We start from the raw sequence: 25,328 nt of genomic DNA on the forward strand, positions 1-25,328 counted from the left end.
CAACATGGGCCGCAACAGCCCGGCGAAAATCAAGCGAATACGAAACTGCCATCGACAAATCCTCCTGCCGAACAGGAGAATCAGAGTTCGAAGCAAAAGGGAATCCCTCACGATTCCTTTTGTCGCGGATGTGCTTTAGAAAGCTAATCGCGAGGATCGATCACCTCAAGCCCGGTTCCCCTGACAATACCGTCTCGCCTTTGGACCCGTTTGAATTCGACCTCAGTGGTCAGTCGCAGTCACGAGCCCTGTCCCAAGCAAGCGCATCTTCCGAGACCTGGCCATTGCGCATTTCATCGAGAGCACGCGCAGTAGACACCTGCTTCATGAGGTCGTCGTTGAGCAATGCCCGGTCCGCTGGAGAGTAATCTGCAAAGCCCGAGAGAAATCGATCCCGAACCGTTTGATCACTAGGAACGGGCGCCCAGCAGGCATACCATTGTATACCGCAAACGAAGTCCTGTGGGCGATCCCAAGGCTGTCGCGTCAACGCGGCCGCGTAGCCAGTGCAGCTGCAATCATAGCTGACATTTCGCAGGGCGCGATTACGCTCGTCTCTGGAAATGCAGGCATCTAATGATGGGGGAGCTGGCATCCCGCCATTCATAGACGGCGTCGATTTTGCCCAATTGAATACCGGCGCGGGACCAAAATCGTCAGGGTTCAAACGGACGCCCTGCGCACTGGCAGCATGAGCGTTGATAAACAAAAGGACTATCAGAATCAGTCGCATGTGCGCCCCTCCGCCTTGAGTTCCTCGATCTGTTCACGGACCATAGCCTTGAGCATCTCGGGGTCGACTCCCTCCAGAGAGTTGCGCAGCTGCCGGGCTGCGCTATCACGTACGAAAGGGGCCAACAGTTCGGTGCTCAACTTCACAAAACAGGCCTTTTCGGCCTGCGTAACCGGCCCCGCTTTGCAGGAGTTCTCGAGCTTTTTGGCGCAGGAAGGCGAACAGAGGGCCGCCGCCGCCGGATCCGAATATTGAGCGCAAGTGCAAAGACACGCCTCTGCCTCGCCCGGGCGCGACGTTTGAGGCGTCTTGCGCCCGCCTCCTGACCGCTCTCGGTTAACCCGCGCGATATACTCGGCGCGCTTTGCGGCTGGCATGACCGTCCAGACGTCAGGTGAAACCGCCGCCAGCGCATCCGGGCCAACCAGCCGCGCCTGGCGAGCGTCCGGGAGGGCCGACACCAGATCAAACATGGTAGTGATTGTGCCCGCCGGGGAAGCGCCGCAGGTGGACTCGCCCTTGCTTGCCTGCGGGGGAACGACAAGGTCAATTCGCCCGCGCAAACGCGTTTCTGTACGGATCTGGAATGTTAGAAACCCTTCCATCTCAGCTTTTGGGTCGTCGGTCCGATCATCCGGACCCATTGCCCGGGGCATCGGAAAGACCGGGAGCGAAGGATCGTTCCAAGTGACGCTAGCCCTGATCGGGATCACATTGCCCGACGTGTCGGCGCCTTTCGCCAGGTTCAGATCGAAGCGCCGAAACGACGGACGCTTCTTTCGGCTGGTATACACACGGGTCGCGTCAGCCATGTCCGGGAGGCATGCGGTTGCGCCGGGTCCGCGTCCATTGAACAGGGCGGACAGGGCATCCTTCTGCAGGTTCCAGCGCAAGGGCGCAGTGCAGAACCGCATCGGCAACTCTCCCGTCTGCTGCTCGGAAAATAGCTCCGTTGCAAAACCCAATAGGTCGCCAAAATCTCCGCTACCGCCCGCACCGGATTCCAGGCCCAGCACAAAAGACGCTATGGCGGGATAGGGCACGCTATCTGCCAAGGGCGGCATGGGCACAGCGCCGGCGCTACACGGCGTGTTCGGCGGCGCTTTGTTCACTTGCGCAACAAGGTCGCCCCGGCCGGCCGTAATTCCTGTGCCGACGGTGAGACGGATAGAGAGTGGGCGAGTCGCGGCCGCGTCAGCGGCAACATTTGCGAAGGCGAGCGTCATCGCATCGTCCCCGTCAAAGTCGGCCACATAGTCCACCATCCACGTCTTGACGGTCTTCCCGCTTTCGCTGTCGCTGACAGAGAGACCAACCCGCTCTCCGCCCGCACTGGAGAGAAGAAGCGCGTCCAGGTCAGTATAGTCGAGGCCGGCGCCATAGGCGGAAATGGCAATGGGCGGACGCGCGTGATCGCGGCCGAAATCAGGCCCGGTCCACCGTACGCGAACACACTGGGCGGTCAGTTCGGCCAGACTGATATCAATGTCCGTGACGCCAGCCGCTAGGTTGAAGTCCACTGTCTGACAGGCCGGCTGACTGAACAATGACTCAAGATGGTAGAGCGTGGCAAAGCCTTCCGGCAGGCTCTCATTGGGGGCCTCACGCCGGAAACGTGCAGGCATCGCGAGAATGTCGGACAGCGACGTCACATATGCGCCCGCAAGTCCGCGCTCGGCAACGAAGGGCGTTTGTCCGCGCCATGCACCGGGCGTGTTGCCAGACAACTTGATTCCTTCATCAAGCCAGCGGATCCATTCCGTGACTGACGGATCGCCGCGTCCAGCCTTCGGCCATTTGCGCTCAAACACTGCCTTCATCGCAGCGGGGCCGCCGTTGGCCATCACGGCGTTCAACATGCCGGACATGGCGGTACGCGACGCGCCCCCGCTGGCTGAATCATCATCGATGCCGGACCAGCTTTTTTGCCAGGAGCTGCCAATGCCGAGCAATTTGACGGCGTTCACGCCTTGCTCTCCGCCCGGATACACTCTGTCATATTGTCGGGCGTAGTGGAGAAAACCAAGTCGGGCGGGGCCGCTCTCATAGTGCGCGTCGACCATCCCGTCGGTCGCAAAGCCCGTCAGCGAGACCATGCCACTTGCCATGATGGCGCGGCCCGCGGGATCGGTGCCTCTGACGGACGCATCGAAATCCCAGGTTTTGGCGGTGATATTGTCGCCATTGAATGCCATGCGGGAGATCGCTTGTCCGGCGACGGCGCTCGCGGCCAACACAATCGGGTCGCGATAAGAATTGGTTTGCAATTGCGGTGGCGTTTTCCGCGACGTGAGGTTTCGAACCCATTTGACATCTGCGACAGGAACGTTGGCGACCTGGGCCAGCTCGTCCGGCGGAATGACAAGGCCGAAACTCAGAAGAACCACGGAAAGCGGCCCATCCGCAGAAGGCGAAACGGGCTGGATGGGAATAGACGCGCCATTCAATTGTTTCCCGGAAAGGAACCCACCCGTTGCAAGGCGAGCGGCGGTCTCGTTCAAGGCGGTCTCGAGCATGGCCCAGGCCGCAGCGTCAGCGGAAACATAGCTGCGCAATTTGAGATCAGCTTCATCAAAGCCCGCGCGCACCTTGAAATTGGGTGCGCGTTCGTCCTGACGCCAGACTTCATAGACTTTTGTCGGCTCCGGCTCGGCGATGGCTGACAAACCGGTGCCGTACGAGAGAATGCAAAGCGCTGCAAGAAATGTAGAAAGCGGATTCAAGGCGATTCTCCTACCTTATTGATGAATCGGAAATGACTCCTAATCCTGTCAACGCGAAGCGCTGCCAATGTCCGCCGCACTACCACCGAAAATATGATCTGCTTTTGGGTCACGGTCCGAAGTGATACCTTCGAAATCATCGTATCAACCCCGCTTGCCCTGACAATCCCCACGATCAGGCGAAGTCCGAAATGCGACTTGGGATGAAGTCGATATGGCGAATGCGCTTTGGACGCTGCCAGAGAACCGCACCAAGACTGAGATTGAACATCGCGTGCCGCTGTCGGACGCCGCTATGGCAATCGTGGTAAAACTGAACGAGGCGAGGTCGACTGTCTTTGTCTTTCCTGGGCAGAAGCCAGGACGTCCACTCAGCGATATGACGCTGACCGCGATCCTGCGACGTTGGAAACTCCCGTGCACGCAACACTGCTTTCGATCATCTTTCAGGGACTGGGTGGGAAACGAAACTGACTTTGATCGCGAACGCTTCGAGCTTTGCATAAGCCATAAGGTGACGAGCGCGACCGAAGCGGCTTACAGGCGGAAGGACGCTTTGCACAAGCGACGCAGCATCATGCAGGCTTGGGCAGACTTTCTGGCAATGTCCTCGTCGAACCCGCATGACTAGTATCGTTGCTGATCGTTTGAGAACGCCTCGCTTTGGTCAGTTCGCTATTCTGTCGTCGATGTGCGGTTTCAGCTGTGGCTATAATGGTAACGCAAGTTGGAACCTCACTCTCTCTTAGCGCGACTGTATTGTCGCCCAGGTCCTGCTCGGCCGCGAATAACAGAGACGGGTTTGCATTGGACAGGCAGCGCCACTGACTGTACCCTGATAGCCTCTATTTCACCACGACAGTCGCCAGAACGGTTCTGTCAGTCTAATGCCAACCAGTCTCCACAATTCGCGGTCCAGCGGGTTTTAGGCGACGAGAAGGTGACGCCACTCGTGAAGAACGGCGTCTCGTTTTTGTTTGAACCGGATTCTGGTGTTGATGTGCCTTTCAAAAGTGAAGTGATAGTACACTGACGAATGGATTGAGACGAATTTCTGCAAACTTCGCATGCGCCGGAATCGCGACAGCGCTCGCTCTTGCCTTTGGAACGATAAGTGCGAATTTTCGGCGCGGTTGTTGAGATGACGCCCAGTTTCCTGGCGACCCTCGCTCCCAATCACCTTCATGGCTGCTCGATACGACGGGCATCTATCTGTGACGACGATATGCGGATTACCGTATCGCTTCATTGCTTTCTTTAGGAATTTCAATGCAGCGGCTTTGTCCCGTTTCTTCGTGACAAAGGAACCCAGAACTTCACCTTCATGGTCAACGGCGCGCCAAAGATAGTGGCGCTCTACCCGGATTTTGACGAATACCTCATCCAGGTGCCACTGCCATTGCGGGCTTCTTCGCATCGACTCTGAGCGCCGTTTCCTGTTCTTATGTGCGAAGTAAGTGCCGAACCGATCGCCCCAGAGACGGACGCTTTCATGGCAAATTTCGATTCCACGCTCGTGAAGCAGGTCTTCTCATTGCGAAGTGAGAGCGGAGAGCGGACATACATCAGTACGGCGAGTTGGATGATTTCAGGCGATGTTTCGAAGTGGCGAAACGGGTTATTGGTTATATTAGAAGGCTATTCACCATGATCGATCAGCTCAAGCCCGGTTCCGCTGACAATGCCGACTGGAGCGCGTTCAGTTAGGAACAACCTTGGTGGTTTTTGACGCTGTGATCACGAACTGCCTTGGCTTCATGCCGTCTACTTGCAGATCATATTTTCCTGCTATCAATTCGACGGGGCTTCCACCGGCAGTTCCGCTCACCACACGTTCACCGTCTTGATAGACGGTAAACCGTACTCGGGATGTGCTTGTCAGCGCGTTCTCAAGATCCGCGCCATCAGCCGCATCGACATAAATTCCACCTCCAGCTTTTGCCCATGCTTCAAAAGGTCGTCGATCGATTTCCGGTTCGAGGGCATAGCTGACCACGTCTATACGCGCTTCTACTCCTGCGGCCCTCAGGTTCTGTATCGCCTGGAGCGGAAATCCCCCACACGTTTCTTCTCCGTCCGTGATTAGAAGGATGGATGCTGAAGATGTCGTGTTCTTCAGATCTTTCGCCGCCTCGAGTAAGGCTGCTCCAATAGCGGTTTTTGCGTTATTCTGGGGGCGAACGGACTTTATGGAAGATGCCAATCGGTCATTGTCGAAACGGGTAACGGGTTGGACGAGGTCTGTTTCACAGGAATTTGGCTCTCCGCCGAACACGCGCAACCCGATCTCCAACTGTTCTCCCGCTTGGCTGCGTACCAGTTGGGAACCGAGATAGTCGGTCAATGCGGCCTTCGCGACGTCGATGCGGCGGTTTTTGCCCAGCCGTTTCAGCATGCTGCCAGACGCGTCCAATATGATGAGTTGGCTGTGGACCGTTGACTTGAGATCCGGCGCCAAAGCAGAATCGACCTGAAGGAAGCCGGGTTTAAGAACGACCACCTCGGCCTGGGCGCTCAAGGAATAGGGCTTGGGACCGAGTAGTCGCGCGGCGACCCGTGCATAGGCGACTGATATATCCTCGCTTTGCAGCACAAGCGAAACTTCGCCGCCAGTTTGGCCCGCCCAGAGCAGTGCGAGTGGCTGTGAAACGGATGGATCCTGAAAAGTGGAATTCGAAGGTGCCTTGATGACAAAGACCCTGGCCCGGGCCTCATGGAGCGCTTCGACAAGACCCTGCTTCGTATCGACATCACCATCGGTAATAACCACGATTGCGCGAGACCCGTCCCGATCCGTCAGGAGTTTGGCTGCGTCAAAAAGGGACGATTCGCCAGCACTATTGCTCCCGCCCTTATACTTCGCCAGTAGCGGTCGCAGCGCTTCGGGATCGGTGATCCAATCATCGCGCGCCCAGTCGCCTCCGAACGACTTGAATTGGACGGCGTCGCGCCCGACCACCATGTCATCGGCGAAATCAACAATTGCGCGTCGAATTTGAGGGATTTTACTCGCTATGGACGCGCTTTGATCGATCAGGAACACCACGGAACGCTGGGGTTCAGATACTTCGACATCAAGATAACTGCCCGGGTCTACATCAAAAGTGTAGGTGACTTCAGGGCGCAGTTGCGAGCGGATGATTTCGACAGGCTCTGTCTTGTCTCCCGAAGCGTTGCGCGCGGAGATTGCTGGATCAAAGCCGGCACTGCCGCGTGTTGTGATCTTGAGCCTGTTTGTCTGGCCTTCCGCCGGCACGCGCCAAGTTTCGGTGCGTACGCCAAATTCGACAGAGCCTGGCGAGAAGGGCAAGCCTGGAATCAGTGGGCTGTGGGCTGGTTCACCGCCTAATGCGGACGCCGTACTCTTACGCTCTATGCCGAAGAAAGCACCAACAAAGGAATCCAGCCATGCGCGGACAGAGACGAGTGCGTGTTTCATCGCAGCGAAATCGAGTGTGTCTTGCGCTGCCGCGCCTTTGGCTGTCGCGAACTCGCCCCACGTACCAAGAACGGACCGGTAGGTGTCATCCTCAGGCCGTTCAATGAGCTTCATGATCATCGGGGCAAGGAAGTAGCCGCCTTCAGGGTGCTCGTATTCAATTTTCACGGCGCGCGCAGACGACCATTCAGGTAGGTCGTACCGGACGGTCTGGTTGGGCTGTGGTTGCGCTGGCAAGTCAAATCGTCCGATTTCATGAAAGGGGCCTATGGGACTATAGGCCGAGGCATAGACAATGGCCGCACTTGCAAATGGCCACTGGTTGTCGGGGAAACTCGCCGGATATACCGCCTCTACGGCTTCGATGTCGGCTTCCAACTGGTTGCGGAACGTGATGGCATTGTTGAAGTCTGTGGGGCTTTCCACCCGACCCGGGAATGTCGTGACGCTGGCCTCGGACGCGTCAATCTGGAGATGCCGGTTGGCTTGCATGTTGCGGTTGCCTGATACAAACGCGCCGAGTCCCTTGTCGGCAATATTCAGGTTCTTGAGACCAGAATAGCCTGGCTTAGCGATCACCTCGAATCCACTGAGCGACACCCGGCTGCTGTCTCCACCACGCCGATTGGTGGCGCGCAATCTGATCTTCAAGGCGTCAATCGGGCCACTCGGGAACTCATAATATGCTGTCTGGCCCCATTCCTCGTGGGTGCCGACCAGGACCTCGCGCCATTTCTTTCCGTCGCTTGAGACATCTATGGCAAACCCTAGAATGCCTTGGGGTGCATCCAGACGTGTATTGATGCCGATTCCGGCAACCGGGATCGGCTTGTTGCCGGGAAGGTCCAGTATCGGGCTCAGGATGTGCTTGACGCCATTTGAGAGGAATCCCTCATGATCGGTTCCCTGAGTAATATACCCGTCAATCAAATTCAGAATATTACGTGCGCCTGCGGGGTTCCGGTAGGCGTAGTCGCCATCTTCACCAACGCCGATGCCGTCACTTTCCAGCCATTTAGCACCTAGGCTCGTTCGGGCCACATTGATGCCGCCAGCCAGGGCTGGTGGAACCCGGCGCGCGGGCAATGGGCCGACGGGCGCCGTACGGGAGTCCACTCTCAGATGGTGGCCGGTGCTGGCAACGATCGCGCCTTTGTCCGTGCGGACCGCAACAAAAAAGGGAAGGTCGCCATCGTAGAGATCATCTGGAAGCAGGAAGCTGACAAATTTCGCGGTGGTTTCACCGGCAGCGAGGGACACGCTGTAGGGGATGACTTCGATACCAGGACGGGCGAACCAGAAGTCGAGCGTTCCGGAGACTGGTTCCTGAGACGTGTTGGTGATGTTCAGAACCGCAGTCGCCCGTTGCCTGAAGACGGAATAGGCGCTTACTTCGGCGACGCGCGTCACGGCCAGCTTCAGGGCGGACGAAGTGGTGACAGGGAAGGGGTTGGCATAGCGGGCCGACAGTTTGTATTCCGCGGGACTTCCCGTGCGTGGGCTGAATCTCAGTTCGTGTTCGCCAGCTGGAATTGAAACCGTCCTTTTCCAGCCACCGGGCGTGATGACCTGGCGATCGAGACTGGTGGACGCGTCTTCCGACGCCACTGAAAACGTCGTGTAATATTCAGATCCGGGTGGCACATCAATCGACATTTCCACGAGTGCATTGCGTGGCAAATACATCGAGAAGCGATCATCATCGCCCTCTTGGGAATCGCCTACAATCGGCTGGCCGAGTGAAAGACGGCGGGGCACGTACTCATTCGGTTCGCGCTCGGAATCGGTTCGTGGGCTGCCCAGTGGCTTGGCGATGACCTTGTAGTCGCCCGGCGTGCCGTAGATTCTGATATAGACCGGGCCGGGTTCGAGATAGACATCCGGCGTAACGAGGCGGCGTGAATTTCCGCCGTGCCTGCGGATGTCGGCAATCTTTCCCGTGACATTGCTCAATTCAATTTGTCCGACCGATTCGCCGAGCACCATGATGCGCCAGAGTTGGCCGGTATTACCCGCATTGAACCCGATCGTATCGGTGTCGCCACCTGCGGAAAGAGTCCCTTGTATTCGGAACGGCCCATCAATCAGGGGAACGAATTGAGCCGAGGCGTTGGGTTCGAAAACTGTGTCCAGCGGGTCTGCCTGCAAGCGCTCGATGCTTATGTCGTAAAGTCCGCCGAAATCTGAATAATTGACGATGGTCAAGACAGTGTCTTCGGCTATTCGGAACGGGGAAAAGCTGATGTCCCTGCCATCAAGGCATTCGACGACGTTGTTTGCCTCTCTCAAGCACAGTCTCATGTTCACGGCGCTGATAACATGTACGCTCGCCGCGCCAATCCCCGCGAGTTTTGCCAGGCTGAATCTATCTTCGTCCTTGGCGTCAAGTGGTAACGTGTATGTCTGTCCGATCGACAGGCCAGGCCCGGTGGAATAATTGAGGTCCGAATTGGGTTCGATTGGTCCATCAGCATACTGGCTAGGCTCTGCCACAAGACGCCAGCTGCCTGTCCCCTCACCGTCCCAAGATTTGACGCAAACGGCGCTATCCTTCAGCCGAATGCCCGAGATCGCCAGAGAGCTTCTTCCAGAACGCGCCTCGGCGCGAATAGCCTTGGCGTTGTAGACCAGCATTTCAACTGAGCTTGTTGGTGAGCTGACAAGGGTCAGGTCGACAACTTTGTTGGCCGAGAGAAGGGCCGGCACCATACAATGCATCTCACCATTGGCTGGCCCGCTTACATCATTTCCGACGGGGAACGCTTTGCCTGGGGCATTGGGAAGCGAAGCGGGAGATTGCACCGGTACAATCCGCTCGACCCTGAGCGTGACGTCGACGGGGTTGAGTGGCGCGAGCCCCAGATAGATGCGACCGGGCTGGAAGGTGGTGGCGGGCAATCTTGCCATGCGGTCCCCAAACCCACGCGCGGAATCACTCAGCAGCTTTGTGCGGGCAGTCGGCTGATTGCGCTCATTGAGCTCGATCGTGTTGGCTTCCAGAACGATGCTTACGGGCTCGGCGGCCTCAGCGGAGATATTGTAGATGTCGTCGGTATCGGTGACGTCAAAGCTATAGACTGTGCTCTCAACGAGCGTGAGTTTGACTTCGGCCAGCCCGTCTACAAAATCGAGCGGTGTGCTCTTGAGGGCCGGAACTTCTGATGTTCCGCCGAGCTTGGACAGGTCGGGGAGCTGGCTCCATGCGACACCGGCCCCAAATAGCGGAGCCCAGCTCAGGACGAGAAGCGCGGTTGCCACACCTCGTGCTTTTCGATGGATCGCACACTTCAGTGCCGCGACTTTCACTGTGTTACCTTCTTGCAGACCGACTCGATCGGACGCCCGGCAATTGATCCCAAGGGAGCCGAAACAATTTCAAGCGTCAGCTGAGTTGCTATATAGCCGATCGCAGCTTCCAAGCCGCGGCCTACGGGTTTGAAGAAACCACTCACCGGACCCATGGCTCCCGCTGTGCCGATTGCGACCATCGTGTTTCCCACGACACAACAATTCTGCATGGTCGTGTTGCCCTTGTAGGTATCCACGCAGCTCTGGGCGCTCATTACCCATCCGCCCAATGCTATGCCAAGTGATATCCGCTTCATTATCGCTTCTTCGATCGTCGCTTGCCCGCCATATAGTCCCATGCCGAGCGTTTGCCCTGTTTCTGGGTTGATCCGCCACCAGAGAGGCTCATCCGAACCTTCGAGCATGACGAGTACTGTGCCTGATCCCGAGTCAGCATTCAGGCGGTCGCGCAATGCCAAGGAAGCAATCGACTGATTGCTCCACGTCGCGACCGATTCAACATTCTTGAGCACCGCACCAGTCTTGAGTCGTTTCCAGTCGGTGTCGTTGGCAGCTTTGCCGAGCAAGTGTTCGACAAGCGTCCCGCGGATCCCTTGTTCCAAATTGCCCGACGGGCTGACTGAGACTGCGCCACGGTCTTCGGCCAGCAGCATCGTTTCGTCAGTGAGGATATCAATCGTTTTTCGAACAATACCGTCGGTGCTTCCAACGTTTTGCGTGCGCTGCATTGATACCATGGGAGCAATCCGCACGAGTTGCTTCGTGTTGTCGCCATCCGGGCTAAACGCGTTACCCGCCGAGAGCATCTCTGACCAGACAGGCTCCGAATTTTGAGCGGCAAAGGCAGGATGCGAATGGGCCTCCTCTGGCGTCATTTTCCCGTCAATAACCGCTTTGAAATAGGGCACGATTCTCATTAGGCTGGCTGTGGACTCCATCACGTCCCGCATGGCGCGTGCGCCGTTTTCACGCCCAACATTGACGTCGAAAATTCCCTGAAAACTCACCAGACGGCTTGGAAATTCGGGTGTTTCTTGCCTGAAATCCGTCAGACGACGCTCAGCACTGGTCGATTCTCCACCAGGTGATATGTGGACCACCGTTAAAATCACGCCGCTCAGCCTGGGAGCGGTGTCAGCTTTTCCATTCGTCGCGTTCAACCCGCCCAGCGCGTCGGCATATTTCGATCCGACCGTCGCAAAGATCGCTGGCCCTGCGGCAACATCCTCGGCTGATGCGGTCAAACCCTGCAATGTAAATGCCTGCGCGCGTTCGGCAGGCGCCTGGTTCATGATCGGAATGAAAAAAGCGGCATCACCATCGCTACGGACTGTGTCGGGCGCGATTCCGATATCGATTTGCGTCAAGGCAAGGTTGGCCGCTGGTCGTTTATAGGGCGACATGATGCTGATGCGCTCAAGCTTGTCACCCGTCTTGCGCTCTATCTCGAGACGGATTTCGATCTTGTGCAACCTGTCATCGGGTACCGTTCCGGCAAAGAATTGTTCAGGTTCGACCGTGGGAGCGACAGCGTTCTGGAAAGCTGGATGTACATCGACCCATGGGTCATTTGGCGTATTCCTATAGCGGACCCAGACATATTCCTCAGCAATTTGGGCGACAAGACGATCTGTCTGAACCGCATCAGACTGGGCCATTGATACGCCTGCCGCTTTGAGGCTGGCCGAGAGACTCTTCACGAGTTCCGACACGTCTCGACCGGCCGCGAGTGTATTCTTCTCGGCATTCTTTTCCAGGTCACGGGCTTCGGCGAGGACCTCATCGAGGCGAGATTTAGGTACGAATGGCTTGAGCGCTTCCGTGACGTCTTCGACCAAGAGCCCGGTTGACAGAGGTGCCCTGTCGCTGAAGCTGACTTGGAGGAGACGTTGAGCATCTTTCTTTTCAAGTGTACCCTTAACGATCACGGCCTCGCCGGCCATGGTGTTGACAAGGGCAGCCAGAAGAACGGCCTGGTCCCAGCTTGAGCCCGCCGATGCGGAAATTGTGCCTTCAGGGCCCCGCATCACGCCGAGATAAGGATCGTAAGCAATATTGTTCCGAACGAAATTTGCTGCCGCCGCAACGTCATAATCCAGGCTCTCTGCCAGGCCATCCACATCATAAAGTTCCAGCGGAATTTTTGAGGAGAGGGTCCTGTAGGCATCGCCAATGGCGCGCGCAGAATCGCGTTCTGCGGCTGGCGCGATATAGGTGCGCGGTGCGGCGGTCGCGCTGAGGCTCGAGGAGAGGGCGAAGGCCACAGCGACAATTTTAAGCCTGAAAGACAAAAGCGTTTTCTCCTCTTCGGGATGGATATCATCATGCTGCACAAGACGGACAGGCGGGCCGGGTCTCACCTGAGCGCGGCCTTGTCGACAAACCTTGCGACAGTCGAAGGCTCCAATCTTTTAATACGCAATGCGGCATCGAAATCCGCCAAGGATATTTGCGATCAGCCCGCGGCAGGCATTGGGTGTGCAGGCAAGTATTTTGGCGGGGCAAGGTTGCAGAGCGCGTTGATGAGAACAGGGACGCCAAACCACCGGAGCAACACATGCCGTCACGACCAACCAGACAGAAGGCTCGCGCAACACTGTGCGCCGCCGTTTTCGCCTTCGGGCTGACGGCCTGCGGCCAGACAAGCGCTGAACCGAACGCGCCGGAGCAGGACGCGAAAGTTGCAGGTCGCGACGCGATATGTCTAGAACGCCTGCCGGAAGAGGTTGCTGTCCCGGACGCGTTTGTCGTTGAGTCTTGCTCGCAGTCCGAGTCGATGACGACCTTTCGCGGAACAGCAAAGCCGCAGCAAGATATTGATGCCGCATTCAACGCCCTTAAATCCTCCTACAAATCGGCCGGATTCACGCTTTATGACAATTCGAGCGGAAAGATCCGAAGCGTCATTTTTGGCGGGACCGGGCATCGAAAAGGGGAGATCCAACTGAACCCGAAAAGCGGCTTTCTCGCGGTGTCGGTCAATCTCTATCCAGCAGAAATGGAGCAGTAAGGCGTGGTGAGGGTCGTGTACAAAGTTTTCGTCGCGGGTGCCATAATGCTAACGGCCTGCGGCATGTCGGAGCCGCCCCTTCTGGAAAACAGAAGCGGACAGAGTGCGATGGAGGCACGGGCTGAATCGCCATCAAAGAGACCCGCCTGGTTACCGCAGGACATTCCGCTGCCTCAGGACTTGGTGATATTCGAAACGAGCCGAATGAAGCTGCCATCCGATGAACACGCAAGCTACAAGCTTGAAGGCTATTCTTGGCAAGATCTCGACGCTGCGTCCGTAACGGCAGGCCTGCGTAAAGACCTGATGGCTTCTGGATACCAGCATGTCGGGAATGATGCGGCCGCGACACCCCAGTTGATACAATTCTCGGGCAATGGGTTGGCGCCTGGCACAGTGGCTTACATGCAGGTCAACTCTGCGGGTGACCATCTCGTGATTTCACTGAGCATCATTCCTCAGGGCTGAGTTACTAGTCCCAGTTCGCGCCCCGCTGCCTTGCAAGGTACGACATAAATGGAAGGCGCAGCGGGCTGTATCTGTAGTGCCACCAATGCCGCGTCAAGATAAGCCCGCGCCCCCACTCGGTCGCCAAGGCCGAGGCGGGCCATGCCAATGCGACAGCGAGCCACTTCGGTTGCGAAATGTCCCGGGGGAAGCGACAGCGACAGCGCATCAAAGGCTTGGCGAGCGTTTTTCTCGGCCTCACTGTAGCGATGCAGGTCAAGCATGATGGCTGAGCGTGTCAGGGCTGGGAAGGCGCGTCGGGGGTGTCCAGCAGGCAACTTCGCATCGAATATTGCCTCCGCCTTTGAAAGATTTTCGATGGCTTTATCGGGCAGGTCCGCCAGTGTTTGAGTGGCCGCAAGGTTTTGGTAAACGTCTCCGACCTCCAGCGTATCTTCCCCTGAGAGCAGGATACGAGATCCCAGTATTGTCTCGTAAATAGTGATCGCGTCATCATAAGATTTGGCACTCGCAAGTACGTTCGCTAGATTGTTCTGATGGGACAATGTGGACGAGTTGAGGGGGCCGAACGCCTTTGTGGACAACGCAAGTGCCCGGCGGTGCGTTGAAATTGCCTCATCTGAATGTCCACGATCACTCAGTATGCGACCAAGATCGGACAATGGCAGTCCAAGACGAGGGTGGTCTGGCCCGTAAGTAGACTCTGTCAATGCGATGGATTTCCGGATCTGTTCCTCAGCCTCGGCAAGCATACCCAGTTCGCCGAGGGCCCGCCCCAGCCCTGACCGCGCCTCGATCTCGCCATTGATGGACGCGGATGCCAACGCTCTTGGCAGGGTCTCCTCGAACAGGGCGCGTTGCTTTACCCATTCGCCTTCGTGGGACCATGCAGCAGTTAGGAATGTGTCGAGCGCACTTGAGTCGCTTTGCGGCGTCGCGCGGGCAATGGACAATGCCTGCTCGATCTGAGCCGCCCCTTGTTCGACTTCGCCCAGCTGAATTTCCAGCCCGCCACGGTATGCTAGGGCCGCCGCATATTGGCTGGAGGGTAGCGCGTTTGAAGTGGTCAGAAGAATAAGTGCTTCATCGGCGAGTGCTTTGGCTTCCTTCAGATCATCAGAGCGGTCCTTCGCCCGAGCGACCCAGCCGATGAGCTCGGCCTGAAGTTCAGGATCGTCCGTCAGGCGTTCGCGCACATCGTCAAGCGCTGGTTCGAGTATGGATGTCGAATTTCTGACATCCGATTCCACGCCGTCCAGCTTCAATGGATCAACCCGGCGAAACAGGTCCAGCAGAACACTCTTGCCGCGATCCGCCCGGTCCGCCTCCGCGATCGCTATGGCACGCTCGCGTTCCATTGCGCGTCCATGTGCCGATAGCATCATGCCCCAGCCAATAACGCCCAGGATCAGGAGGGCGGCCAGTCCGGACGCCATTCGGTTGTGCTGGACGAAGCGATATACTGCTTCCAAGTGCCTGTCTGGCCTTGCGGCGGGCGCGCGCCCATCCAGTACGGACCGCAGGTCACTGGCAAAGCTTGCTGCTGAGGCATACCTGTCATCGGGAGCCTGCGCCATCGCCTTGCGGATTACTGCCTGCGTATCGGCAGGCAGCGTAAGGCCCTCGCAGAGTTCCGAAAGGACGCGGCCCAGTTGGTAAATGTCGCTTGCGGTCGTGACCTGCTCCAGCCGCAACTGTTCCGGCGAAGCATAGTCGGGCGTCATGGCGGTCGTTCCATCGGGATCGCTGAGGCCACCAGCGAGGCTGGATACGCCGAAGTCGAGTAACCGAGCGCGGCCATCATCCGACACGATGATGTTGTCCGGCTTGATGTCGCGATGGACAATCAGTTTGGAGTGCGCTGACTGCGTCGCGTCGGCGACGTCGGCGACGAGAGAAAGACGGGCGCGCAGGCCGAGCCTATATTCGTGGCAATAAGCCGTTATGGGACGTCCCGGCGCCAGGTCCATGACAAGCCAGGGAGCGCCCGTCGCGGTTTCCCCACCATCGAGGATGCGCACGATGCCTGGATGGTCGAGCGTCGAGAGAATACGGCGTTCACGCAGAAAATGATGTACGGCGTCACCATTCTGCATGCCGCCGCGCATGACTTTCAGGGCGACTGTCTGATCGTATCGTCCATCATCACGATTGGCTTCGTACACTACGGACAAACCACCGGGAGCTATTCGCCGAAGGATACGCCAGGGACCATATCTGGCGCCGATCCGGGGGTCTTCAGAGAAGCTTTCTATTCCTGTCGACACCTCTTCAAGCATCGACAAACGAAGGGTTTCCAGGCTGTTAAATCGCGACCGGCTATCGCGCTCGCGTTCGAGCAGCAGTGTCGCCCGTCGAAGTACGTGGGGTGTATCGGCCAGTTCCTTCTGCAGCCAGGCCTGGCGCGCGCCCTCGGGCAGCTCCAGCGCCGCCGAGAACACCTCGTCGAGACGATTCCACTGAGTGTTGTCTGCGGTGCCCAAGGCGTGCCTTTCTGATCCGTCGTGAGTGTCCCGCTCACGACGTCGGATATCAAGTCGTCAATGCGCCTGCGTGCGTCCCTGTTCCCAAGCTATCCACGGAACCGCCGCAGAAAACCCGCCACGCAAATGCATGTGGCGGATCACGGCACGTGGATGCGTTTTACACAATAGGGCGCACAACAAACACAAAGGGAATTAGACCATGCTTCGATCCACAATGGCTACGGCCGCAACAGCTTTCTGTTTTCTTGCCGCGGCCAGCCCGGCCGGGGCTCAGGAGATCGCCGTCTTTGGACCACCGACAGTTTCCTATCAGGGCCAGCGTACAATTGTGACAAATGAAGCGAGCCTGAGCCAGACCGTACATTCAAAACCTGGCAAGAACCGCACTGAAATGACCATGGAGGGACAGACCGTGATTCAAATTTGGCGCGATGATCTCCAGACGCTTTGGACGATTTCTCCGCAGCAGGGCTTTGTCATGGAGATCCCCTTTGGAGCAGACCAGGCAAAATCGCCTCTCGATGGCCTGGATGAGCAAACTGCCGTGCTTGAAAAGCGCTTCATCGGAAGAGAAACAGTGAATGGCGTGATGACAGATCATCACTTCCTTCGGGCGACTATGTCTGGCGGCGGCACGACATCCGGTGATGTCTGGACTACCCCCGAGAATATCACGGTGCGCATGCGCATGGCGCAGGTTGAAGCGGGTCAGCGAGCAGAGAATATCAGCTACGACCTCAACGGCCTGCAACGGTCCTTTCAGGCAGACCAGCTCTTCGAAGTGCCGGCTGGATACCAGGTTATGTCTATGGGAGCAGGCGGCATGCCCAGCGTGTTCGGCGCCGCTGGAGGTTATGCCGGGGATGTGGCTGGTGACGCGGCTGACACGGCAAAAAATGAAGCCGACCGCCAGGTGCGCGGGAAGGCGCGAAACGAAGCCGCAAAGGCGGTACGCAAGATATTCAAGTGGTAGCTTTGCCGGTTTTCTGGCACCAGGACTGTGAATCGAGGAACTCGGCCAGGTAAGCGCGGGCGCGGGCCCAGTCGCGCTCAACAGTTCTGACTGATCGGCCAAGTGCTTGCGCGGTTTCTTCGACTGTGAGGCCCGCGAAGAACCGGCATTCTACAATGCGTTCGAGATCCGGCGCTTTCTTGGCAAGCGCGGCGAGGGCGGCCTCGATATCCAGGATCTGGGCTTCTGCTGTGCTGCCCGGTATCTGGTAATCGTCTATGTTGACATGCTCGGCGCCTGAACCGCGTTTCTCCGCAAGTTTGCGCCGGGCATGGTCGACGAGTACCTGGCGCATGGCGCGGGACGCGGTCGCCAGGTAGTGGCTCTGGTCGGCGAAGCGCCGACTGCTGTCTTTTGACAACTTGAGCCAGGCTTCGTGGACAATCATTGTTGTATTGAGAGTCGCGCTGGAACGCTGTCGCCCGAGTTGGCGTGAGGCGATGCGACGAAGAACGTCATACGTCTCGGCCAGCAACTCTTCGGACAGGCCGAGCGCGTGGTTGCTGGGTTCTTTTGGAGCGTCACTATCCGGCGTGGTCGTCAAATGCTGGTCCCCGTAGTACGACCCTCGACAATGTCGCGTCTAGTCTACGGGTAAGCAAGAAGCATGGTCAATGCAATCACAAGTTCAGAGTGCCTATTCCGGTTCCGGGTCCATGATCAGGGTTATAGCGAATTTTGCGGTGCCTTCGCCGTACATATCCATGACTAGGATACTGGCGTCGTCTAGGCCGATCGTGTCAAACCGGATCAGTGTTGCATTCCCTTTTTCGACCTCAAGGATTTCGTATCCATTTGTCTCAATCATCGCGGTGAAGAAGGCGACGACTGAATCAACGGTATCGCTGACTTGCCCTTCTACCTGATAATATCGACTGGCATATTCTGGGGGCTGTCCGCCTGACGCGCTGACGATGCGGCTGCCGACGGGGAAGTTGATGGTTTCGGGAAACCCTTCTGGCAATGAGACGTTCTGTGGTTCTGCAAGCTCGCCAACTGGAGGAGGGGGGGCGTCTGCGACGGCCATGCCGGCTGGTATGCTGCCCAGAGCGCCAAGTGTTAAGGCCGCGAGCAAAAAGCGGCAATCGAATACTGTTTTCGGCATGATGATGTCCTCTTGTGCAAGCCGTGAATGGGCCCGTGGAATACAACGCAGTTCCTGCGCTGTTTCCGCCAATTATCCGGTCCATCGACGCGAACGGGTCTCCCCAGTGTCTCGTCGCTTCTCGCTTCTTGCGCTGGCGATATGGCGGAGACAGGTCCGGCTTTGCGTTTCGATCAATGGGGCGTGCGTTCAGCGCGCTAGACAACGCGCCAGACCGTGAAAGGATTCCACATGATACAGCAGCCTTTGAGAGCAACCACAGCTGCACTACTGGCGGGCATCGTCCTGGCTGCGGCCTGTTCCGGCAGTGCATCGCCAGATTCAAAAGAGTCCGCGTCAGACCATAGCGACGCCACATCCGCGAAAACGGAGAACACTGCGGAGACGGATCGCCTGCTCGGTCGGGTAAACTTGCCAGCGCCTGACTGGCTGCCGAAGCATTTTCCACTGCCGGATGACCGTCGCATTTATAGCAAGACCGAAGTCGGGTCCGTTCCACCGGCTCACCAGTTACAGGCTCGGACGATGACCTCCCAGGAAGATTTTCGAGATGCCATTGTGCAGTGGGGGGTGGACACGGATACCAAGGTTGAGGAAGTCGGTGATCTAAGCGGCATGCTGATACTGACCATTTCGGGAGGGGGGTTTGGCGGCGCGAGCTCGGTCCAGATCATCGATGATCCACGCGGGAACCGACGTATCGTCCTGACGCTGCAGGACGAGCAATGACAACCCACTTGCTCTCAGCCGAGATTTTCTCGGATCGGCATTGTCAAAGGAACCAATTCAGATCGTCTCTCCTTGCCTCGTCGACCCAATTTTAGGCGAACGATCCCGTGGCAGCTACAGTGCGGAGACGAGCAACAGGAAACAATCGGCTAGCGTATATTAGTAGTATCGTTTGCTTTGACAATGCCATCTTGGTCATTTCCCTAAGTTAAATGGCAAGATCAGTCACCTCAAGTCCGGTTCTACTGACAACACCCTGGAGCAAACGACTCGCCGATCACCCCAATTGGGAAATCAATCTCGATGGCGAACCAATTCTGGTCCTTCACGTGCTGTGTCATTCTCCGCAATAGCATCGTTGCGCCTCCCCAATAACCCCGAGGGTTGGGGATGGCCGCGCCCCTCATATTTGCAATCGCTAAAACGCAGACGGGTGCGGATCCGTCTGCCGCCGCGTAGTTAGGTTCCTGATCTGAAATAGGGGTCAAACGAGCTTCAGGCGTACCCGCGAGAAATCTTCTAAACCAGTTTGCCTTTCCGCGCGTAAATGTTCAGGACTTGATCACTGCCCGTGATCTTAGGAGAATTTCGTATCGGCGACCTCATCCTCATCTTTGGCGATCAGCTTTCAACCTCTATCTCCTCGCTTGAGGGGGCAGACAAGGACAACGCACGTGTGCTCATGGTTGAGGTCATGGAGGAGGCGACCTATGTGCGCCACCACAAGAAGAAGATCGCCTTCCTTTTCTCGGCCATGCGCCATTTCGCAGTTACGCTGCGGTTGGCGGGATGGGACGTTGACTACGTCCAATTGGACGATGGCGGCAATACGGGGAGTTTTACCGGAGAGCTTATGCGCGCGATCGGGCGTCACGAGCCCGGTCGCGTTCGGATGACCGAACCATCTGAATGGCGGGTGCGCGATCTGATAAATTCCTGGCAGGTCAGCACGGGTTTTACGCTAGAGGTTTGCGAGGATGATCGGTTCATTTGTTCGCATTCCGAATTTGAAACCTGGGTCGATGGCCGCAAACAGCTTCGCATGGAATATTTTTACCGTGAGATGCGACAGAAGACCGGTCTGTTGATGGATGCGGGCAAGCCGGTCGGCGGAAAGTGGAATTTTGATGCCGACAACCGCAAGTCGGCCCGCAGCGATATCTTCATGCCAAAGCCTCTGCAGTTTCATCCGGATGCAATCACGCAGGACGTACTTTCGCTAGTCAATGAGCGTTTCGCCGATCATTTTGGCGATCTTGAACCCTTCTGGTTCGCGACCACCCGGACGGGGGCGGAGAAGGCGCGCGATCACTTCGTCCACAACGTGCTTCCAGCCTTCGGAGACTATCAGGATGCGATGTTGGTTGGAGAGAAGTTCCTCTATCACTCTCTCCTGTCCTTTTATATGAACGCGGGTCTTCTCGACCCGCTCGAAACCTGCAAGCGCGTCGAGGCGGCCTACTATTCCGGGCATGCGCCGCTGAATGCGGTTGAGGGATTTATTCGTCAGATCATCGGTTGGCGGGAATATGTCCGCGGCATCTATTGGCTGGAAATGCCCGACTATCTGGAGCAGAACTTCTTTGGAGCTGTCAGGCCGCTACCGGAGTTCTACTGGACCGGGCAGACAGATATGGCCTGTATGCGCGAAGCTATTTGCCAGACCCGGGAGGAGGCTTATGCGCACCATATTCAGCGCTTGATGATTACCGGAAATTTCGCGCTTCTGGTGGGGGTTGCCCCAAAGGCGATACATGAATGGTACCTGGCTGTTTACGCGGATGCATTCGAATGGGTGGAGTTACCCAATACGCTCGGTATGAGTCAGTATGCAGACGGTGGACTTCTCGGATCCAAACCCTACGCGGCGAGCGGCAACTATATCAACAAGATGTCGAACTATTGTAAGCAATGTCGCTTCGACGTGAAGCAGAAGACAGGGGATCAGGCATGCCCCTTCAATTCTCTATATTGGGATTTCGTAAACCGGAATGCAGACAAGCTTCGCACGAACCCGCGAATGGCCCAGGTCTATCGAACCTGGGAGCGCATGGGGCAGGACAAGCAGCGCGACTATCTCGGTTCTGCAGCAAAGTTTCTGGACGAGCTGTGATAGTGCGAGTGAGAAGCGGCATCTTTCGGATTTTTGTAGCTGATTTTGTTCTGGAGCATGAGCCAGAGGAGCGGCGGCAGGTTGGTGACAGACGCCCGACGCAAGGGGTCGCATTTGCAAAAGAAATCGAATATTCGGTTGCCGAGTACATCGTTCCAGAAAGCGCCGACGCCCGATGAAAAAGGGGGACCTGCCGCAGAAGACATGTCCGGTCTGCAACCGGCCTTTTTTCTGGCGTAAGAAATGGCAACGAAACTGGCCAGAGGTCATTTATTGCTCTGAACGATGTCGTAGGAGCCGATAAAGGTGAGATGTTTCGTTTAGATCCCTTTGCGAAGACCCGTCGAAGGCGGCTGGCTTGAGGTGGGCGAACCCGGTCTTTAGCGTTGGGGAATGACACATTCACCATTTTGCCACTTCAAGACTTGGCCGGAAATCAGCCAGCCCGCCGTGAGGATGGACGACAGAGTGCCGCGCTAGCTTTGGATCGGCTCCTCGAGAACGCCATTCAAGTATTCCATGCAAGTGATCTAATCGCTTCGTTGCCGGGTTCGCCTCGGTGGCGCGGGTTTGGAAACTTCCGAAAGTGGACCCGAGCTGTTTTCGACGGGCCCAATCGTTCTATATCCTCCAGAGTGGGTTCAAGGTTGCGCCCATGGGCGCCGGGTCGACGACATCGGAAAGGCTTTTAGAATGAGAAGTCTGATAGGGATTGGTCTGTCGATCATGTTGATCGCTTGTCACAATCAGGCGGCCGATTCATCTGCGACAGCGCAAGTAAGCGAACTGGTTTCCCAGAGAGGCGACATGATGAAATCAAGTGATTCAATCTACAATGTAGAGTTTATATCCATTGCGGGCGAACCAATGCCTTTTTCTGAGTATTCAGGTCAGGTTGTCTTGGTGGTCAATACCGCGTCGCGTTGCGGATACACACCGCAATACGAGGGCCTCCAGGAGTTGCACTCAACCTTTGCCGACCGGGAATTCACATTGCTGGGTGTGCCATCAAATGATTTTGGTGGCCAGGAGCCAGGTTCCGAGAGCGAGATCGCGACGTTCTGCAAAATCAATTATGGCGTGGAGTTTCCGTTGACCCAGAAGGTCCATGCGATTGGATCCGAACAGCACGCTTTCTGGCAGGCGGCGAGGAAAGAACTGGGCGAGAAGGCTGAACCAAAGTGGAACTTCCACAAGATTCTGGTTTCCCGTGATGGCCAGTTCATTCAAGCATATCCGTCCGGGGTTCGACCGGCTGATAGCGAACTGATTGCCGACATCGAGGCGGCCTTGGGCTAGCCCGTAAAGGATTCTGTCACGCGTGACCTTGGCTACCCGATCCAGCCAAGGCCGTATGTGTCCGTAAAAACACGCCGCGCCGTCTGGACGACGAGGGGAGCATCCTTTGTCATGGTTCGGCGTTCGATACCTTTGTGATGGTTTGGGGGAGTGCAGATGGTGGAATGGCGCAAGACGGATATCCCTACCCGTGTTGAGTACCTGCAGAAGCGGTACCCGATCGATCGGACGACGGAGGAAGTTCGCGCGAATACAGAACCAAAAATCGGTTTCGAGCATACCATTATGACCAGGAGTACACGCGTATGATACCGAGGCGGCAAACGCCAATTTCAGTCTACTATGATGGATCATGTCCGTTGTGCAGGGGTGAAATATCTTTTTATAAGAAACGCCGCGGCGCCGAAGCTGTCGCCTGGGTGGACGTGTCTGAACCTCGCAACCTGCCTGCCGACCTTTCGCGGACCGAAGCTATGGCGCGATTCCATGTTCGCGATGCAAACGGTCGACTGGTAGACGGCGGCCACGCATTCGCCGAACTCTGGAAACAGTTCCCGGCCTTTCGTTGGGCCGGCGTGTTTTTTAGTTCACCCGCAACGCGCTGGATTCTCGAGCTTGGATATATTGTCTTTCTTCCATTTCGGCCGCGCATTCAGTCCCTGTTCAGACCGCGACATGGACCAGAAGATGAAAGCCAGAACCGGTAATCACTCCAGATAATCCCCTGTTTGAGGCCCGCGTTTGGGGTCTCAGCGATAGGTGCTTCGATCATATCGGACAGGCCGATGGTATTGACGATGAGCGCAGGGAAAATATCCGGATGGGACAGGACCGAAAATTTACCCTAGGATTGTGTTGCAAATGAAATATCCGGAGAAGAGTGCGCATGGATGACGAACCGCAGTCGAAGACGTCAGCGAGCGGGAAATCTGTTTCTTCGCGGGTTCGCGAAAGACTGAAGCATGCCAAGAAAAGATTCCATGCGAACGACAATATCGCTGCGTTTCTGGAGCCTGGAGAGCTGGACGATTTACTCCTTGAAGTGGAAGCGAAGTTCAAGGAAGTGCTTGAGAGCATGGTGATCGACATCGAGAGTGATCACAACACGCAGGATACCGCGCGCCGGGTAGCAAAAATGTACCTGACCGAGGTTTTCAAGGGGCGCTATGTTGAGCCACCGCCCGTCACCGAATTTCCAAACGCGGAAGCCTTGAATGAGCTGATGATCGTTGGCCCGATCACGGTTCGAAGCGCATGCAGCCATCACTTTTGTCCGATCATGGGACGTCTCTGGATCGGCCTCATGCCAAATGAACGCTCCAATTTGATTGGACTGTCCAAATATGCGCGTCTCGCAGAATGGATCATGAGCAGGCCCCAGATTCAAGAAGAAGCGATCTCGCAGATGGCCGAGGTCCTCATGAACAAGGTGCGCCCCGACGGTCTTGCGATTGTCATGGAGGCCGACCATTTCTGCATGCAGTGGCGGGGCGTCAAGGATAACGCCGTAATGGTCAATAGCGCCATGCGTGGGTCTTTCCTCAAGGACCATACGTTGCGTAGTGAATTTCTGTCACTTCTGAATTTGAAAACACGAGGCTGATATGCTTGTTCGTTGCCTATATGCTAGTCGCCCGGTCGAGAAAATAACCGGCCCGCTCCTGGATGATATTCTTGAGCAGTCTCGGCAGAACAATGCCGCGCTGGGGGTCACCGGCATGCTGTGCGTGTCTGAGGACCTGTTCATCCAAGTGATCGAGGGTGGGCGCGACGAAGTATGTGAATTGTTCAATGCAATCGTCCGAGATGGCCGGCACGAAAACGTTCGCCTACTTATTTTTGATGAGATCTCGGAGCGCCAATTCGCCCACTGGTCGATGGGCCAGTTGAATATCACCAAGTTGAACCCGACGATGCTCCTCAAATACTTCAGACGTGCGGAGATCGACCCGTTTGACTGTTCAGGAAAGGCAACATTGGCGCTTTTGACCGATCTTGTCGCTGCGGGGGCAATTGCGAGGCGGGGTGAGTAATCTTACGCCCTTTGCCACGATAGCCATTTTGGATTTGGCCGCGCAAAGGCCTTTGGGGCTTAGGGCAGGTGCGTTTACCCTTCGGAATTGAGGAGGAACCTGCTTCGCTATTTCAAGACATTTGTCAGTGCGCACCCACTTCAATTTTGAGAGAAAAAGCAGCTTCAGAACGTCCTTCAATCAGAAGCGCGACGCCGATTTTTGCGAGTGGCGCGATCTTCTCGGCGCCTGGTACCTGTACGTCCGCGGATGCTGGAGACTGGCTCGCATTAGACTGGTAGAACCATCACAATAATTTCTGCGTCATATGCCGGCTAGGCGTCTACAATTGGGTGCTGTCAGTCTAATGCGAACCAGTCTCCGATTTTCGCGGGGCAGTAGGTGCTAGGCAACAAGAAGGTCGCTCCACTCGCGAAGTGCGGCATCTCGTTTCTGTCTAAACCGGATTCTGGTATTGATGTGCCTTTCTAAGTTGAAGTGATTGTACACTGACGAATGAATTGAGACGAATTTCTGCAAACTTCGCATGCGCCGGAATCGCGACAGCGCTCGCTCTTGCCTTTGGAACGGTAAGTGCGAATTTTCGGCGCATTTGTTGAGATGACGCCGAGTTTCCTGGCGACCTTCGCTCCCAATCACCTTCATGGTCAACGGCGCGCCAAAGATAGTGGCGCTCTACCCGGGTTTTGTCGAATACCTCATCCAGGCGCCACTGCCATTGCGGGCTCCTTCGCATCGACTCTGAGCGCCGCTTCCTGTTCTTACGTGCGAAGTAAGTGCCGAACCGACCGCCCCAGAGACGGACGCTTTCATGGCAAACATCGATTCCACGCTCGTGAAGCAGGTCTTCTGCATTGCGAAGTGAGATC

Annotated in this window: 17 protein-coding genes and 3 pseudogenes; 11 read left to right on the top strand and 9 right to left on the bottom strand. The window is 56.6% G+C overall.

All coding sequences use genetic code 11. From position 1 onward, the window contains the following. Positions 1 to 229: 229 nt before the first annotated feature. Positions 230 to 733, bottom strand: a complete 504-nt coding sequence (locus ACESNB_RS12690; protein ID WP_373007852.1) for a hypothetical protein — start codon at positions 731 to 733, stop codon at positions 230 to 232. After that, positions 724 to 3,456, bottom strand: a complete 2,733-nt coding sequence (locus ACESNB_RS12695) for a hypothetical protein (protein ID WP_373007854.1) — start codon at positions 3,454 to 3,456, stop codon at positions 724 to 726. The genes ACESNB_RS12690 and ACESNB_RS12695 overlap by 10 nt, the downstream gene beginning before the upstream one ends. A gap of 184 nt (positions 3,457 to 3,640) precedes the next feature. Between ACESNB_RS12695 and ACESNB_RS12700 the strand changes: the two are divergent. Continuing rightward, positions 3,641 to 4,087: pseudogene (locus ACESNB_RS12700) on the top strand (tyrosine-type recombinase/integrase); the annotation flags it as partial. A 294-nt stretch (positions 4,088 to 4,381) separates the two neighbouring features. On the opposite strand, the pseudogene ACESNB_RS12705 reads toward ACESNB_RS12700, so the two are convergent. The 3 genes and pseudogenes from ACESNB_RS12705 to ACESNB_RS12715 all read right to left on the bottom strand — a co-directional run bounded on the left by ACESNB_RS12705 (position 4,382) and on the right by ACESNB_RS12715 (position 12,564). Next, positions 4,382 to 5,022 (bottom strand): annotated as a pseudogene (locus tag ACESNB_RS12705) (IS6 family transposase). A 133-nt stretch (positions 5,023 to 5,155) separates the two neighbouring features. After that, positions 5,156 to 10,201 carry a VWA domain-containing protein gene (locus ACESNB_RS12710; protein WP_373007856.1) on the bottom strand — a complete coding sequence of 1,682 codons (5,046 nt, stop codon included), beginning with the start codon at positions 10,199 to 10,201 and terminating at the stop codon, positions 5,156 to 5,158. After that, positions 10,198 to 12,564, bottom strand: a complete 2,367-nt coding sequence (locus ACESNB_RS12715; protein ID WP_373007858.1) for a hypothetical protein — start codon at positions 12,562 to 12,564, stop codon at positions 10,198 to 10,200. The genes ACESNB_RS12710 and ACESNB_RS12715 overlap by 4 nt, the downstream gene beginning before the upstream one ends. A gap of 89 nt (positions 12,565 to 12,653) precedes the next feature. Between ACESNB_RS12715 and ACESNB_RS12720 the strand changes: the two genes are divergently transcribed. Beyond that, complete coding sequence (locus tag ACESNB_RS12720; protein ID WP_373007860.1) at positions 12,654 to 13,214, top strand: hypothetical protein; 561 nt, start codon at positions 12,654 to 12,656, stop codon at positions 13,212 to 13,214. A 204-nt stretch (positions 13,215 to 13,418) separates the two neighbouring features. Continuing rightward, positions 13,419 to 13,682 carry a hypothetical protein gene (locus tag ACESNB_RS12725; protein ID WP_373007862.1) on the top strand — a complete coding sequence of 88 codons (264 nt, stop codon included), beginning with the start codon at positions 13,419 to 13,421 and terminating at the stop codon, positions 13,680 to 13,682. Here ACESNB_RS12725 and ACESNB_RS12730 read toward each other — a convergent pair. Beyond that, positions 13,673 to 16,165, bottom strand: coding sequence for a tetratricopeptide repeat protein (locus ACESNB_RS12730; protein ID WP_373007864.1), 2,493 nt, complete (start codon positions 16,163 to 16,165; stop codon positions 13,673 to 13,675). The genes ACESNB_RS12725 and ACESNB_RS12730 overlap by 10 nt on opposite strands. A gap of 202 nt (positions 16,166 to 16,367) precedes the next feature. On the opposite strand from ACESNB_RS12730, the gene ACESNB_RS12735 reads away from it, so the two are divergent. After that, positions 16,368 to 17,141, top strand: coding sequence for a hypothetical protein (locus ACESNB_RS12735; protein ID WP_373007866.1), 774 nt, complete (start codon positions 16,368 to 16,370; stop codon positions 17,139 to 17,141). Here the strand turns inward: ACESNB_RS12735 and ACESNB_RS12740 are convergent. After that, entirely contained in the window at positions 17,131 to 17,724 is a 594-nt protein-coding gene (locus ACESNB_RS12740; RefSeq protein WP_373007868.1) for an ECF-type sigma factor, read from the bottom strand. The genes ACESNB_RS12735 and ACESNB_RS12740 overlap by 11 nt on opposite strands. 93 nt (positions 17,725 to 17,817) lie before the next feature. After that, the gene (locus tag ACESNB_RS12745) at positions 17,818 to 18,357 is read right to left on the bottom strand and encodes a hypothetical protein (protein ID WP_373007870.1); all 540 of its coding nucleotides are present in this window, start codon (positions 18,355 to 18,357) and stop codon (positions 17,818 to 17,820) included. A gap of 159 nt (positions 18,358 to 18,516) precedes the next feature. On the opposite strand from ACESNB_RS12745, the gene ACESNB_RS12750 reads away from it, so the two are divergent. The 7 genes from ACESNB_RS12750 (at position 18,517) to ACESNB_RS12780 (ending at position 24,459) form a co-directional block, all read left to right on the top strand. Then, a complete protein-coding gene (locus ACESNB_RS12750; RefSeq protein ID WP_373007872.1) occupies positions 18,517 to 19,014 on the top strand; it encodes a hypothetical protein in 498 nt (165 codons plus the stop codon). Positions 19,015 to 19,585: 571 nt separating this feature from the next. Continuing rightward, a complete protein-coding gene (locus ACESNB_RS12755) occupies positions 19,586 to 21,127 on the top strand; it encodes a cryptochrome/photolyase family protein (RefSeq protein ID WP_373007874.1) in 1,542 nt (513 codons plus the stop codon). A gap of 175 nt (positions 21,128 to 21,302) precedes the next feature. Further along, complete coding sequence (locus ACESNB_RS12760; RefSeq protein ID WP_373007876.1) at positions 21,303 to 21,431, top strand: DUF2256 domain-containing protein; 129 nt, start codon at positions 21,303 to 21,305, stop codon at positions 21,429 to 21,431. Positions 21,432 to 21,820: 389 nt separating this feature from the next. Further along, positions 21,821 to 22,426: a glutathione peroxidase gene (locus ACESNB_RS12765; protein WP_373007878.1), complete on the top strand. Its 606-nt coding sequence runs from the start codon at positions 21,821 to 21,823 to the stop codon at positions 22,424 to 22,426. A gap of 305 nt (positions 22,427 to 22,731) precedes the next feature. Beyond that, the gene (locus ACESNB_RS12770; protein ID WP_373007880.1) at positions 22,732 to 23,133 is read left to right on the top strand and encodes a thiol-disulfide oxidoreductase DCC family protein; all 402 of its coding nucleotides are present in this window, start codon (positions 22,732 to 22,734) and stop codon (positions 23,131 to 23,133) included. 179 nt (positions 23,134 to 23,312) lie between these two features. Beyond that, positions 23,313 to 24,029 carry a GTP cyclohydrolase I gene (gene folE, locus ACESNB_RS12775; protein ID WP_373007882.1) on the top strand — a complete coding sequence of 239 codons (717 nt, stop codon included), beginning with the start codon at positions 23,313 to 23,315 and terminating at the stop codon, positions 24,027 to 24,029. A gap of 1 nt (position 24,030) precedes the next feature. Continuing rightward, a complete protein-coding gene (locus tag ACESNB_RS12780; protein ID WP_373007884.1) occupies positions 24,031 to 24,459 on the top strand; it encodes a BLUF domain-containing protein in 429 nt (142 codons plus the stop codon). Between the two features lie 384 nt (positions 24,460 to 24,843). Here ACESNB_RS12780 and ACESNB_RS12785 read toward each other — a convergent pair. Continuing rightward, positions 24,844 to 25,327 (bottom strand): annotated as a pseudogene (locus ACESNB_RS12785) (IS6 family transposase). Position 25,328: the final 1 nt, after the last annotated feature.

This window comes from Hyphomonas sp. (assembly GCF_041689225.1).
In the GTDB taxonomy this organism is placed as follows: domain Bacteria; phylum Pseudomonadota; class Alphaproteobacteria; order Caulobacterales; family Hyphomonadaceae; genus Hyphomonas.

What these genes read in the sequence shown, in the direction of transcription:
- ACESNB_RS12690 (WP_373007852.1), bottom strand. Translation starts at nt 733, where the DNA reads ATGCGACTGATTCTGATAGTCCTTTTGTTTATCAACGCTCATGCTGCC.
- ACESNB_RS12725 (WP_373007862.1), top strand. Translation starts at nt 13,419, where the DNA reads ATGAAGCTGCCATCCGATGAACACGCAAGCTACAAGCTTGAAGGCTAT.
- ACESNB_RS12735 (WP_373007866.1), top strand. Translation starts at nt 16,368, where the DNA reads ATGCTTCGATCCACAATGGCTACGGCCGCAACAGCTTTCTGTTTTCTT.
- ACESNB_RS12750 (WP_373007872.1), top strand. Translation starts at nt 18,517, where the DNA reads ATGATACAGCAGCCTTTGAGAGCAACCACAGCTGCACTACTGGCGGGC.
- ACESNB_RS12760 (WP_373007876.1), top strand. Translation starts at nt 21,303, where the DNA reads ATGAAAAAGGGGGACCTGCCGCAGAAGACATGTCCGGTCTGCAACCGG.
- ACESNB_RS12765 (WP_373007878.1), top strand. Translation starts at nt 21,821, where the DNA reads ATGAGAAGTCTGATAGGGATTGGTCTGTCGATCATGTTGATCGCTTGT.
- ACESNB_RS12770 (WP_373007880.1), top strand. Translation starts at nt 22,732, where the DNA reads ATGATACCGAGGCGGCAAACGCCAATTTCAGTCTACTATGATGGATCA.
- folE (WP_373007882.1), top strand. Translation starts at nt 23,313, where the DNA reads ATGGATGACGAACCGCAGTCGAAGACGTCAGCGAGCGGGAAATCTGTT.
- ACESNB_RS12780 (WP_373007884.1), top strand. Translation starts at nt 24,031, where the DNA reads ATGCTTGTTCGTTGCCTATATGCTAGTCGCCCGGTCGAGAAAATAACC.